Raw genomic sequence first — 12,925 nt, forward strand, 5'->3', positions numbered from 1 at the left:
CCTCAGTCCTGGAACAGGCGCGGGAGCAGATCGATCAACGCCTTCTGCCAGACGTCCCAGCTGTGCGGGCCGGGGATGATCGGAGCGAACTCGTGTTCGATCCCGCGGGTGTTCAGCGCGTTGACGAGGCTCAGCGTGTTCGGGTAGGTGAAGTCCTGGATGTCACCCGAGTAGATGCGCAGGAGCTTCGTGCCCTCGTTGATCGCCGCGGTGTTCGCGCTCGCCGGGGGGTTGGTGAACGCCGACATCGCACCGATGTAGGCGAACTCGCCCGGGAACGTGTACAGCGTGCTCAGTGCGGCCTGCGACCCCATCGAGAGGCCGGCGAGGGCGCGATCCTCGGGGTCGCCGCTGACGTTGTACTTCGCCTCCGCTGCAACGGTGATGCGCTGCGTGATCTCGTTGGGGAAGTTCACGCCGTTGCCGTTGGCCATGACGACCACCATCGGGACGATGTCGCCCTTGGCGTAGTGGTTGTCCAGGATCTGGGCGGCGAAGCCGACCTCGATCCAGTCGGTCCAGGTCTGCCCACCGCCGTGCTGGAGGTAGAACACCGGGTAGGCCTCTGCGCGGTCGGGGTCGTATCCCGGGGGCGTCCACACGTAGGCGGAGCGCGTCGGGTTGCCGTTCGCGGAGCTGGTGTACTCCATCACCTCGACCTTGCCGCGCGCCTCGGCGGCCACCGGGGTGGTGTACTCGCCGCGGAGCGTGTCGTCACCCGGCACCTGGAAGGTGCTCCAGTTCGGCTCGGACAGGACGGTCGAGGGGTTGGTGGTGTCCTTGCGGTCCGAGCCCTCCACGACGAACTTGTAGTAGTACGAGCCCGAGTCGACCGGCATCGTCAGACGCCAGCGTCCATCGGCCTGCTTGGTCATCGGTGTGCGCGGCCAGCTGCCGGCGGGCCCGAAGTTGCCCCACACCGTCACATTGTTCGCGTCGGCGAACTCCGTGCCCGTCTCGAAGGTCACGACGCCGTTCTCGTCGATCCACGGCGTCGGGGTCGTGCCCGGCGTCGGAAGCGCGTGCGGCTCGAGTGCGAGGTGACCCTCGCTCGGTCCGGTGTCGGCCGCGTCACGGAAGAGCCGCTGCGCGAAGTCGTGCAGGTTCTTCTGCCACGAGTCCCACGTGCCGCCCGTCTCGGGGTCGGAGCCATCGGACTGGAACTCGACACCCGCCCGAGTGAGCTTGTCGGCGAGGTCGACCGTCGGGTTGTAGCTCGGGTCGGTCACGTTGCCGACATAGAGACGGATGACGTCGGTCGCCCTGTTGATCTGCTTCGCCTTGCCGTTGCTGATCTTCCCGCTGCCGTTGCCGAGGTCGCCCTCGGGGTCGCTCGAGAACGCGCCGACGTTCGCGAACTCGCCGGTCGCGCTCACGAGGAGGCTGAGAGCCTGCGAGGCTCCTCGGCCGATTCCGGCGATCGCCCGGTCGTCACCGTCGCTGGAGACGTTGAAGGCATGCTCCGTGGCCGGGAGGAGGCTCTTGACGACCTCACCGCGGATCTCGTCCGACTCGCCGTCGCCCATCACGACGACCATCGGCTCGGCGTCTCCGGCGATCGTCAGATTGTCGAGGATCTGCTTCAGCCGCCCGAGCTCCACCCACTCGCGATAGCTCTGGCCTTCGTCCTGCAGGAGATAGAGCACCGGGTAGGTCGCGGCACGGTCCTCGTCGTAGCCGGGTGGGGTCCACACCAGCGCCGAGCGTTCCGCGCCGGTGACCTTGCTCGTGTAGGTGAGCGGCTCGAGGGCGCCTCCGTCAGGCGCGTCGGCGAGCCACTCGGCGCCCGGACCGTCGACGAACAGAGTGTTCCACGCGGGCTTGGAGGTCACCTCCTGCGGAGAGGCGGGATTGCGGAACGGGATCGCATCCTGATTCCAGGCCGGGCGAGCCGAGTACTGGTAGTAGTACAGACCGGGCTCGAGCGGGCCGAGCGTGGATGTCCAGTTGCCCCCGCTGGCGCCCATGTTGAGCGTCGTCCAGGTCTTTCCCGGCGCGAAGTTGCCCTCCACCGCGACCACGGAGCCCGCGATGCCCGTCGCGGGCTGGATCGCCGAGTTCGGCACCGTGAACCGGTAGACGTCGCTGACGGCGTTGTTCTGCACTTCTGAGACCCACGGGTCCTCTGCAGCCGAGGCCGGCTGCGCCGCGAGGAGTGTGGAGGCTCCCAACGCGGCCACAGCGGCGGTCGCTGCGAGTACCCGGCGGGAGCGCTTGTCCGTACCCCGTCCTCGATTTGTCGGCATCACCATCGATTTCCTTTCGTCGACCCCCCGCGCAGCGTCGCGCGAGAGCGTTGCACACCGGACGGCACGAACCTCCGGCAGCGCGGCGACAGGGATCCCGGTATCGAAATTACAACGTCGTAAACCGCGCTCCCGCTTATCGTGACCTCCCGGAGAAGGTCCCGTCAAGACAAAGTTCTAACGTTGTATATTCCGACGGGACTCGGCTCGGGGTGTCGCGACGCGCGCTTGCCGACGGGTCGGGCGCAATCCCCGCGAGTCGACGATCAGGGTCGCAGAAGCACCTTGCCGATTCGTCCGGCACTGAGGCTGGCAGCGACGGCATCCGAGATCTCGTCGAACGAATAGGTGCCGGATACGGGGAGTGTGAGCACTCCGGAGAGGACGTAGCCGATCAGCTGGGTGAAGAGTGCGGACCGCGTGGCGGCATCCATCTCGCGGCTCACCTTGCTGCCCCAGAACCCTTTCACGGTCACCTGCTTGAAGATGACGTCTCCCGACGGGATGGACATGACGGGGGACTGCATCGCGCCGAAGACGACGAGCGTGCCGTCCTCCGCGAGGAGCGACACCACGTCACCCGACGATGAGCCGCCGACGGAGTCGACGCCCGCGATGATCGGCGCGCCCCCGGTCAGGACGGCCACCTCCTCGCGCCAGTTCTCGGCATCCGTCGCGACGACCCGCTCGATGCCCTGCTCGCGAAGTTCCGCGACGCCGTCGGCGCGGCGGACGAGCCCGATCACGTTGAGTCCCCGCGCAGCGCCGATCTGCGCGACCATTCGGCCGACGGCGCCGTTCGCCGCGTTCTGGACGAGCCAGTCGCCCTCCTTCAGATCGAGGAAGTGCAGAAGGCTGACGGCGCTGAAGGGCATCGAGACGAGCTGCGCGGCCGCCTCGTCGTCGAGGCCGTCCGGCACGGGGACGAGCCCAGCGGCTCTCGCGATGAAGTATTCGGCCCACACGCCGAACGTGCCGCCCGTGGCGACGCGCTGGCCGACCGCGGGCGAAGTGACATCGGGCCCGACGGCGTCGACCACGCCGAGCGCCTCGGTTCCGGCTCGAGCCGGAAGCTCGGGCTTGTAGCCGTACGTGCCCCTCACCGTCCACAGATCGTGGTTGTGGATGGGACTGAGGATCGTCCGCACTCGCACCTCACCGGGACCGGGCTCGGGGAGAGGCACCTCCTCGACGGTGAGAACGGATGCGGGATCCCCGAAGACGGGGTGGACGAGTGCGCGCATTGCGGCGGATCCTTTCTCGAGCCCGCGCGAGCCGGCAGCTCGACCGGGCAGCATCGAGTACATCACGCCGGGCCTCCCCGTGCCGGCCTCCGGATAGCATTTGCGATCAGGCGACGATGATTCGCCGGCAGAGGGCCCCCGACCTTGCCGAGAGGTGACGACAGTGATCTCCACGTGGATTGCCGCCGCGGTGCTGATCATCGCGGCGATCGTCCTGCTCGCCGTTCGTCGCCGCGCTGAGCGCGACATCGCGGTGAGCGCCCGCGGCGCCGTCATCACGGGATCGACGCCGGTCGCCTCGACCGCGGCTCCCGATGCGGCGGCGGCACTCGCGTCCGCGGAGTCGGTGGGCAGCGCCATGATCCAGGCCGGATACACCGTCGAGACGGTGCAGGACGTGCTGCGCGACATCGCACATGTGAACGGGCTGCCCGAGAGCGAAGTCCTCGTCTTCCCCAACGCCGTGCTCGTGTCGGCGCGAGGCGCGGGGCAGCGCGAGACCGGCGCGGTCGCAGGCGCCGGCGGGCAGCTCCTGCTCTCCCAGATCGACGAGCTCCAGCGGACGGCCGATGCCGCGCGCACGGGGATCCTCGACCCGCGCTCGACGGTGGAGCGGGTGCAGCGCATCCGGCAGATCACGCCGAGCTACGGGCCCCTCCTGCGCGTGATCGCCTACGGCCTCCTCAGCGCGGCGCTCTCGGTTCTCCTGGGTGCCTCGTGGGCGGGAGTGTCGGTGTCCGCCGTGCTCGGCCTGGTCGTGGGTGGGGGGCTCCTCGTCAGCGAGCGGGTGCCGCGTCGGTATGGCGCGCTCATCACGGTCGCGATCGCCTTCCTCGTGGCCGTGGTGGTCTTCGCCCTCATCCGGCTCGGCTGGGGCTCCGGCATCCTGGGAGCCCTCCTCGGACCACTCGTCGTTCTCCTGCCCGGCGCGCTGCTGACCACCGCGGTGCTCGAGCTGTCGACGGGGCACATGCTCTCGGGGGCGGGGAGGGCCGCGGCGGGCGCCATGCAGCTCGTCCTCCTGGGCGCGGGGATCGTGACGGCCGGCACGGTGGTCGGGGTCCCGGACTTCGACTTCAGCCGCAACCCGGATCTCCTGGGGCCGATCGCGCAGTGGATCGCGGTCGCGGTGTTCGGCGTGGCGATCTGCGTGCATCGGTCTGCGCCGAGGCGAGCGATTCCCTGGATCCTGCTCGTCGTGTACGTGGCGTACGCGGCGCAGGTGCTCGCCGGGCTCGTGGTGGGCGGCATCCTCTCCGCCTTCGTCGGGGCGCTCGTCGTGACCCCGGTCACGGCGCTCGTCGCACGACAGCCGTCGGGCCCGGCGGCGCTCGTGAGCTTCACTCCCGCCTTCGCGCTGCTGGTTCCCGGCGCGCTCGGGCTCGTGAGCGTGGCCGACATGCTCGGCGGCGACTCCGCCGGGACGGCGTCGCTCGTCGCGACGCTCGCGACGATGGTCGCGATCGCCCTCGGCGTGCTCGCCGGGTCGAGTCTTTCCAACCGCATGCGCCGGCCCGCTCTCTGACGGGGGCGGCGGGGCGGCGGGGTCAGGCGGGGCCTCCGGTGGCGCGGTTCGGTGGGGCGGTTCGTGCCGGCTGCGGCGGCGGGGGCGGTGGGCGCGTACGCTCTCTGACCCGGGCGGGGGGTCGGTTCGGTGGCGCGCTCCGGCGGGGCGGTTGGCGCGGTTCTGGGCGGGCGGTGCGTTACCGGGTGTCCGCGGTGTTCGCTGGGTCGGGCGTTCTGCGCGCGGGGTCGGTGGCGCTGCGCGCTGCGAGTGCCGCCGCCCTCCGCAGGCCGCGCTGCGACGTGGGAAAGCGCTCGACCATGGCGCGGAGCTCGTCGGCTCCGACGTCCGCGCCGAACGGCTCGGTGCCGGGTTCGAGTGTGACGCCGTCGGCGAGGACGCCCACCCGCACCGGATCGAACCCGAGGTCGTCGACGATCCCGGCGACGACCTCGAGGTCGCCGGTGTGGTCCCCGGCGATCCCGATGGCCTTGCGGTGAGCCGTGCCGCGCGGACGCGATTCGTCGGCGAGGTCGGCGTAACCCATGTGGTTGAACGCCTTGACGATCCTCGACGCCGACAGGTGCTTCTGGACGATCTCGCTGCTCGAGGCGATCGGATCCCTGAACTCGGGGATCAGCCCGTCGGCCTCCCACCAGTAGTTCATCGCATCGATCACGGTCTTGCCCGCGAGCGGCTCGGCCGGGACCTCGCGGAACTTCGGGAGCGGCAGGGCGAGGATGACGACATCAGCCTGCTCTGCGGCTGCCACGCTCGTCATGGCCACCGCTCCCTGCCGGAGCGCGTCTTGGGGCAGGGCGATCCGTTTGGGCTCCCCGGACCCCGCAATGAGCACCGGATACCCCGCACCCGACGCCAGCTGCGCGAGCACCACACCGAGCCGGCCGGCACCGAGGATCCCGATCACGGGCTTGACTCCAGGCATCCGATCCGAGCTCCTCTCCCGCTCGCCGCGAGGGCCCCATGCCGAGCCCTCTCCTCACCATGATCGGCCACCGGCCGGCGTCGGCGGCCGGCCGCGTTCACAACTCCGGAGATTTGCGCGCCGACCTCGCCGAATCGGCCCGAAACGCCGCTGCGCGGCCCGGATCTCCGGAGTTATGAACACCGAGGCTCAGCCAGCGCGCCAGCCCCGGCCGCCCGCGTCCCCCGCCCGCACCACGGCCACGGCCACGGCCAGCACCCCCACGGCCGGGCCTGGCCGGGCGGCCGGCCTGTGGTCGAGGGGCGATCTCGTCCATAACTCCGGAGATTTGCGCGCCGATCTCGCCGAATCGGCCCGAAACGCCGTCCCGCGGCTCGGTTCTCCGGAGTTATGAACAACGAGGCTCAGCCACCGCCCCGCCCGCCGCCGGCGAGCACAGCCACGGCCCCGGCAAGCGTGGCCGCGCCCGAAGACCGCGCACGTCGTCGGCTAGCATTTCGGGATGGCGAACTCGGCCCCGATCGACGACGTGCCGATCGGCGGCGCGAGCATCCGCCTCGGGCAGTTCATGAAGTTCGCGGGGCTCCTCGACTCCGGCGGCGATGTCAAGGAGGCGATCATCGACGGTCTCGTGCTCGTCAACGGCGAGGTCGATCGTCGCCGCGGGCGCCAGCTGCAGGTTGGCGACGTCGTCAGCTTCGAGGGCCGCAGCGTCCGCGTCCGCCCCTGAGCCGTGCCACGGCCGCCCGGCCGATCAGGACTCCGAGGGCACCAGCGGCAGCTCGGGGCCGTAGTTCCACGACAGGATGGCGGGCTGCTCGCGGTAGAAGCTCAGCACCGACACGGATCCGGCGTTGAGAGTGATCTGCGCGCCGAAGCGCGGCGCAAGGCGCAGGAACACGGCCGTGAGGATGCGCAGGAAGTGTCCATGCGCGACCAGCGCGACATCGCCCACCGCCATCGCCGGCAGCACCCGCGTGAGCACCCGCGAGGCGCGGGCGGCGACCTCCTCGACCGTCTCGCCCGGCGTCGCGCCGCGGATCACGCCGTGCGTGAAGGCGCTCCAGTTGTAGCCCAGCTCCGCGCGGATCTCGCGCGTCGTGCGGCCCTCATACCCGCCGTAGTCCCACTCCACGAGGAGCGGGTCGACCTCGGCATCCAGCCCCGCCAGCTCGGCGGTGCGCTTCGCGCGCTCCAGCGGCGAGGTCAGGATGAGCGCGAAGTCGTACCCGGTGACGAGTTCGCCGGCGGCGCGGGCAAGATCCTCACCGCGAGGCGTGAGCGGGATGTCGGTGAGCCCGGTGTGCTTGCCCTGCTTCGACCACTCCGTCTCGCCGTGGCGCAACAGCACGAGCTTTCCGGGAGGGGTGTCGGGCGCGGGGTGCTCGGGCAGCGGATCGTTGATGGCCACATCGCAACCGTAGTCTCGACGCGGCCACCGGGGTCGTGACGCCGCGGCGATGAATCTCACGGGAGTCGGCGGGTCGTGGCATCCTTCGCTCATGGCCCTCTCGCGGATCAGCGTCGTCATCCCTCCCATGGGCCGGTGGAGCGAGCAGTCGCCCTGGTACCGGTGGGCCGAGGACGTCGGCTACGACGTCGCCTACACCTACGACCACCTGACCCACGCGACCGCCGTCGACCTGTGGCTGGGCGAGGCGTTCACGACCCTGACGGCCGCGGCGGCGTGCACCGAGCGCATCAAGCTGGGCACGCTCGTCGCTTCGGCGGTCTTTCGACGGCCCGTCGCGCTGGCTCGCGTGGCGATGACGGTTCAGGATGCCTCGTCCGGCCGTCTCGTGCTGGGGATCGGTCTCGGGGCGCCCGACTGCGAAGTGGCCGACCGTGGCGAGAAGAGCCCGATGAAGGCGATGTCCGACCGGTTCGGCGATGTCGTGCGCGGATACCTGGCCGCCATCGACGGCGCGACCGAGTGGCACGGGGCGACGATGTCGTTCTCGGGGCTCCGGTCGACGGCCCGGCCGGAGGGTGTCGCGCCGCCCGAGCTGCTCCTGGCCGCGCACGGCCCGCGCGCGCTCGCGCTCGCCGCGGAGGTCGCCGAGACGTGGAACACCTACGGCGGCCCGGGCTCGACGCAGCTCGAAGCCGCCGACTTCTGGAGCCTGCTCGCCGCGCAGGCTGAGGGCTTCGACGCGCGCTGCGCGGAGATCGGGCGCGATCCGTCGACGGTGCGGCGCTCGGTGCTGCTGGGCTTCGGCCGGGTGCGCCCGACGAGCAGTGTCGGGGCGTTCCAGGATGCCGCGGCCCGCGCTGAAGACCTGGGCTTCGACGAGCTCGTGGTGTACGGGCCGGCTTCCTCGGCCGGGCTCGGATCCGACCCCGTCGTGCACGAGCAGGCGCTCGCCCGGCTCCGCTGAGAACGGCCGGGATAGCGCGCCGGCCGGCCGGAGCTCTCCGCCGGCTGCGGTCACGCGGCGAGACCCGCCCGGGTCTGCCTCAGGCCTGGTGCCCGCTGTGGTCCTCGACGTCGGGCTCGGCGCGCAGCCGGTCGGCGATCTCCTCCTCGGGGCGCGGCGCGATGGTCTCGTCCTCCTCGATCTCGGGGACGCTCACTTCGCCGTCGGCCGGGACGTGGTGCTCCTGGGGGTGGTCGCTGTGCTTGCGGTGGTCGTGGTCGTCCGGCGACATCCGGGGCTCCTCTCGTCGGGGTCACTCACAACGTAGCCCGGCTGAGAGTTCGCCGAGGCGTTGGTCACGGGTTGGTATCGACGACCCGGCGTCCACCTCGGCAACGGACACTGGACGCATGTGGTGGAGATTCTTCAAGGCGGTCAGAACCCGTGAGCACCACGTCGCTCCGACGACGTGGGTCGCTGCGATCGCGGCCGTCGTCTACACGGTCGCGCCGATCGATCTCATCCCCGAGATCGTCCTCGGCCCTCTCGGCCTGACCGACGACATCGGCGTCTGGGGCATCCTCGCCGTGCTCGTGGCCCGTGAGCACCGGCGCTGGCAGGCGGGCGTGCGCGCCACGGCGACGGTTCCGCGTCTCCAGGGCTGACGGCTGTCGGCGGGCACGGGTAGCGTGCCTGCATGCCCATCAAGCTGGAGAACGTCGGCATCGCCGTCCGTGACCTCGAGGAGACCATCGCGTTCTTCACGGATCTCGGGCTCACGGTCCTCGGTCGCGACGAGGTCAGCGGCGAGTGGGCCGACATCGCGGTCGACCTCGACGGCAATCACGCCAAGATCGCCGTGCTGCAGACGCCCGACGGTCACGGCCAGCTCGAGCTCTTCGAGTACATCCACCCCGACGCGATCGAGACCGAGCCGACTCGCCCCAACGAGATCGGCATGCACCGCGTCGCCTTCTCGGTCGACGACATCGAGGAGTCGCTCGCGGTCGCCGCGCGTCACGGGTGCCGTCCGCTCCGCGGTGTCGCGAACTACCGCGACATCTACAAGCTCTCGTACATCCGCGGGCCGAGCGGCATCATCGTGATGCTCGCCGAAGAGCTCCAGAAGAGCTGACCCGGGTGTCATCCCTTCCGGTCGGTTGCGACACCCTGATGACGATCGACTCGGCGGCGAATCGACAGCCCCGGCCGAAACCAGTCAGCCGAGCTCGTCGAGCATGCGCCGCTGCTCTGCCGTGAGACCGTCGTGCAGCTCTGCGCGGGCTGCACGGGTGTCGGCCGACGGGGGAGCGGGTGGGGACGCGGCATCCGTCCTCTTCCCGCCGATGCCCGCTGACGCGCGGTCGTACAGGTCGCCGGCCCGCGCCTCGAGCCGGTCATCGATCGCGGCGTAGATCCCCCACGCGATGGCGAGGAGGATCGGCGGCAGGAGGTACCCGAGCAGGAAGTGCCGCACGTGCACGCCCGAGAGCATGACGACGAGGATCCACACGACGAGCTCGACGACGAAGACGAGCCCCGCGCGGACGAGCCACTCGCCGGCCTTCGTGCGCTGCGCCGCAGACTTCGCGGCCATGCTCGCGAACCACTTCTGGATGAGCGGCTTGACCCACAGGCCCGCGGCGGTGAGGATCACGCTCGCCCAGATCACGCCCCAGCCGACCGACACGCCTGCCACGAGGAGGTCGATCAGCAGCAGCACCGCGAGGTTGAACACGTAAAGCGTCGCGAATCGGACGACCCACTTCTTCATGCGTCCAGGGTCGCACGCCGGGCGGGGTCGGGCCAGCCGGGTGGGCGGTGCGGCCGCGCGGGCCACGTGGCGCGGGTGGTGCGGAGGAGTCGTCAGGCTGCGACTCCGGCCGCTTCACGGGAGCGGGTGACGGATGCCGAGGCATCCCGTCGCCCCTGCTTCGCCGTCTCGGCGACCCTCGCCTGGTGTGGCCGGTCGTGTTGCCGCTCGGTCAGGTGATCGAGACGAGCCGGTGCAGGTCGTCGGCGGGCAGGTCGTCGACGACCGCCGAGACGGTCATGCCGACGACGTCGGCCCGGCCCGACATCACGTTGAGGAACGCGGTGTCGGCGGCATCGCGTCCCGTCGCGATGCGCACGAGGCTTCCGCGAGGGGCCAGCGTCGTCGCATCGACGGCGCACCAGCGACCATCGACCCAGGCCTCGGCGACGGCGTGGAAGTCCATCGGAGACAGGCCCGGCGCGTAGACGGCCGCGAGGCGGGCCGGGATGCCGAGCGCTCGCAGCAGCGCGACAGAGAGGTGGGCGTAGTCGCGGCAGACGCCCTGGCGTGCGAGAAGCGTGCGCAGGGCGCCGTCGGTCGGCAGCGAGGATCCGGAAACATAGGCAAGTCGCGTCCCGACCCACGACGACACCGCCGCGAGGATCTCGGCCGGGCGGGTGATGCCGCCGAACTCCGCCGCCGCCGTCGGCAGGAGCGAGTCGGACTCGGCGTAGCGACTGGGCCGCGTGTAGACGAGCAGGTCGGTCTCGCTCGCTGGTGCCGGCGCGGCCCGGCCGTCGATCGACGCCGTGTACTCGACGACGATCTCTCCCGTTCCGGACGTGAGGCGGTGCAGACGCGTGCCGTGGGCGTCGGGCAGCTCCCGGTGCTCCACCGGCCGGCCGTCGAGCGACGCCGTGAAACTCTCGTCGGCGCGGTAGCCGGCGGCCACAGCGATCGCGAAGACGAGGTCAGCAGGCTCGGCGACGTTCAGGACGATGCGGGCGGAGACATCCCTCTTCATGCCCCAACCTTTCCAGACCACGCCCGCCCCGAGCCGCCCTTGACAGTGCCGGGCGTGCATAACTCCGGAGTTTTGGGCCGTGCGGCGGCCTTCCGGGCGGATTCGGCCGGGTTGAGGCGCGAATCTCCGGAGTTGTGAACACGGCGGGCCCCTCCCCGCACTCCGCACCCCGGCCAGACGGCGACGCCGGCCAGACGGCGACGCCGGCCAGACGGCGACGCCGGCCATACGGCGACCCCGGCAGCCGCCGGCCGACGCTGGCTGCCCCACGTCAGTACGAGGCGCGCCCCCCGCCCGCTGCGCCGTCGCCCGGGATGAACCGGGAGGCGAGGCCCTCCGAGCCCCGCGCGAGGAGCGCCACGTCGGCGCCGACGAGGATGAAGTCCGCACCCGCCTCGAGGTATCCATCGGCGACGGCCGGGTCGAAGGCGTTGACCCCGACGGGCTTGCCCGCGGCCTTGACCGCGTCGAAGGTGCGCCGGACCGCCGCGACCACGTCCGGATGCGTCTGCGCGCCGAGCACGCCCATCGAAGCCGCGAGGTCGCTCGGCCCCACGAAGACGCCGTCGACGCCGTCGACTGCGGCGATCTCCGTCGCCGCCTCGACGCCGGCCGCCGTCTCGATCTGCACGAAGAGCGAGACGTGCGCATCGGCCTCGCCGAGATAGGCGTCGACGCGGTTCCAGCGCGCGCTGCGGGCGAGCGCCGAGCCGACGCCACGGGTTCCGCGCGGGGGATACCGCACCGCCTCCACGGCAGCCCGCGCCTCGTCGGCCGAGGAGATCATCGGCACGAGGATGCTCTGCGCCCCGAGGTCCAGCACCTGCTTGATCGTCACGACGTCGCCGATCGGCACGCGCACGACGGGCGTGACGGGGTAGCCCGACACGGCATGCAGCTGCGCGAGCACCGACTCGAGGCCGTTGGGGGCGTGCTCCATGTCGATGAGCAACCAGTCCAGGCCCGCGCCCGCGCAGATCTCCGCGACGAGCGGGCTGCCCGTGCACACCCACATCCCCGCGAGGGGACGGGATGCCTCGGCCAGCGCCTCGCGGAACGTCGGCCTCAGACGAAGCGGCATTCGATCACTCCCATCGGTCCGTAATCGGCGCGGACGCTGTCGCCCGCCGACACCCACATGGGGCGCGTGAACGACCCTGCCAGGATGATCTCGCCGGCCTCGAGACGCGCGCCGTGCTGGTGGAACTTGTTCGCGAGCCACGCGACGCCGGTCGCGGGGTGACCCAGCACGCCGGCGGCGACACCCGTCTCCTCGATCTCACCGTTCTTCGAGAGCAGGGCCGGCACCCACCGCAGATCGATCTCGTCGGGGCGCTTGCGCACCGAGCCGAGCACCATCGCGCCGTACGCCGCGTTGTCGCTGATCGTGTCGACGATGGTGCGCCCCTCGAGCTCGATGTGCGAATTGAGCACCTCGAGGGCAGGGACGGCGTAGTCGATGGCCGCCATGGCGTCCTCGAGCGTGCAGTCGGGCCCCTCCAGCGGTCGGGCGAGCACGAAGGCGAGCTCGACCTCGATCCGCACGTTCGAGAAGTGCGCCACGGGGATGTCGGCTCCGGACTCGTATACCGTGTCGTCGAACATCACCCCGTAGTCGGGCTCGGTGATCCCGGTCGCCTGCTGCATGGCCTTGCTCGTGAGGCCGATCTTGCGGCCGACGATCGTGCGGCCGGCCGCGAGGTTCTTGTCGCGCCAGACGCCCTGGATCGCATACGAGTCCTCGACCGTCGCGTCGGGGTACCGCGCCGTGATCCGCGGGATCACGCCGTGCGTGCGATCGGCCTCAGCGAGTTCCTCGGCGATCTGCGCGACCTGGTCGGCTGACAG

At 70.9% G+C, this 12,925-nt stretch carries 14 protein-coding genes; 5 read left to right on the forward strand and 9 right to left on the reverse strand.

The features are described 5' to 3' along the window. Positions 1-2: 2 nt before the first annotated feature. Both ACSBPH_RS14055 and ACSBPH_RS14060 read right to left on the reverse strand, forming a co-directional pair. Positions 3-2,180, reverse strand: coding sequence for an alpha/beta hydrolase-fold protein (locus ACSBPH_RS14055; protein WP_442574938.1), 2,178 nt, complete (start codon positions 2,178-2,180; stop codon positions 3-5). 332 nt (positions 2,181-2,512) lie between these two features. After that, positions 2,513-3,490 (reverse strand): zinc-binding dehydrogenase, encoded by a 978-nt coding sequence (locus ACSBPH_RS14060; RefSeq protein ID WP_442574939.1) that lies wholly within the window; start codon positions 3,488-3,490, stop codon positions 2,513-2,515. A gap of 163 nt (positions 3,491-3,653) precedes the next feature. Between ACSBPH_RS14060 and ACSBPH_RS14065 the strand changes: the two genes are divergently transcribed. Next, positions 3,654-5,015 (forward strand): threonine/serine exporter family protein, encoded by a 1,362-nt coding sequence (locus tag ACSBPH_RS14065; RefSeq protein ID WP_442574940.1) that lies wholly within the window; start codon positions 3,654-3,656, stop codon positions 5,013-5,015. A 178-nt stretch (positions 5,016-5,193) separates the two neighbouring features. Here the strand turns inward: ACSBPH_RS14065 and ACSBPH_RS14070 are convergent, their stop codons facing one another. Beyond that, the gene (locus tag ACSBPH_RS14070) at positions 5,194-5,940 is read right to left on the reverse strand and encodes an NADPH-dependent F420 reductase (RefSeq protein WP_442574941.1); all 747 of its coding nucleotides are present in this window, start codon (positions 5,938-5,940) and stop codon (positions 5,194-5,196) included. Positions 5,941-6,442: 502 nt separating this feature from the next. Between ACSBPH_RS14070 and ACSBPH_RS14075 the strand changes: the two genes are divergently transcribed. Next, positions 6,443-6,670, forward strand: coding sequence for an RNA-binding S4 domain-containing protein (locus ACSBPH_RS14075; RefSeq protein ID WP_442574942.1), 228 nt, complete (start codon positions 6,443-6,445; stop codon positions 6,668-6,670). Between the two features lie 24 nt (positions 6,671-6,694). Here the strand turns inward: ACSBPH_RS14075 and ACSBPH_RS14080 are convergent, their stop codons facing one another. Beyond that, entirely contained in the window at positions 6,695-7,351 is a 657-nt protein-coding gene (locus ACSBPH_RS14080) for a histidine phosphatase family protein (RefSeq protein ID WP_442574943.1), read from the reverse strand. A 49-nt stretch (positions 7,352-7,400) separates the two neighbouring features. Here ACSBPH_RS14080 and ACSBPH_RS14085 point away from each other — a divergent pair, with 49 nt between their 5' ends. Further along, a complete protein-coding gene (locus ACSBPH_RS14085) occupies positions 7,401-8,318 on the forward strand; it encodes an LLM class flavin-dependent oxidoreductase (RefSeq protein WP_442574944.1) in 918 nt (305 codons plus the stop codon). 79 nt (positions 8,319-8,397) lie between these two features. Here the strand turns inward: ACSBPH_RS14085 and ACSBPH_RS14090 are convergent, their stop codons facing one another. Next, complete coding sequence (locus ACSBPH_RS14090) at positions 8,398-8,589, reverse strand: hypothetical protein (protein ID WP_442574945.1); 192 nt, start codon at positions 8,587-8,589, stop codon at positions 8,398-8,400. Between the two features lie 118 nt (positions 8,590-8,707). On the opposite strand from ACSBPH_RS14090, the gene ACSBPH_RS14095 reads away from it, so the two are divergent. After that, the gene (locus ACSBPH_RS14095; protein ID WP_442574946.1) at positions 8,708-8,962 is read left to right on the forward strand and encodes a YkvA family protein; all 255 of its coding nucleotides are present in this window, start codon (positions 8,708-8,710) and stop codon (positions 8,960-8,962) included. 32 nt (positions 8,963-8,994) lie between these two features. Further along, positions 8,995-9,432: a VOC family protein gene (locus tag ACSBPH_RS14100; RefSeq protein ID WP_442574947.1), complete on the forward strand. Its 438-nt coding sequence runs from the start codon at positions 8,995-8,997 to the stop codon at positions 9,430-9,432. Between the two features lie 84 nt (positions 9,433-9,516). Here the strand turns inward: ACSBPH_RS14100 and ACSBPH_RS14105 are convergent, their stop codons facing one another. From ACSBPH_RS14105 to ACSBPH_RS14120, 4 genes are all read right to left on the reverse strand, one after another. Beyond that, a complete protein-coding gene (locus ACSBPH_RS14105) occupies positions 9,517-10,071 on the reverse strand; it encodes a hypothetical protein (RefSeq protein WP_442574948.1) in 555 nt (184 codons plus the stop codon). A 211-nt stretch (positions 10,072-10,282) separates the two neighbouring features. After that, complete coding sequence (locus ACSBPH_RS14110; protein WP_442574949.1) at positions 10,283-11,077, reverse strand: transglutaminase-like domain-containing protein; 795 nt, start codon at positions 11,075-11,077, stop codon at positions 10,283-10,285. Positions 11,078-11,348: 271 nt separating this feature from the next. After that, a complete protein-coding gene (locus tag ACSBPH_RS14115) occupies positions 11,349-12,158 on the reverse strand; it encodes an HpcH/HpaI aldolase family protein (protein ID WP_442574950.1) in 810 nt (269 codons plus the stop codon). Continuing rightward, entirely contained in the window at positions 12,143-12,925 is a 783-nt protein-coding gene (locus ACSBPH_RS14120) for a 2-keto-4-pentenoate hydratase (RefSeq protein WP_442577314.1), read from the reverse strand. The genes ACSBPH_RS14115 and ACSBPH_RS14120 overlap by 16 nt, the downstream gene beginning before the upstream one ends.

The organism is Microbacterium sp. F51-2R (assembly GCF_052180235.1).
In the GTDB taxonomy this organism is placed as follows: domain Bacteria; phylum Actinomycetota; class Actinomycetes; order Actinomycetales; family Microbacteriaceae; genus Microbacterium.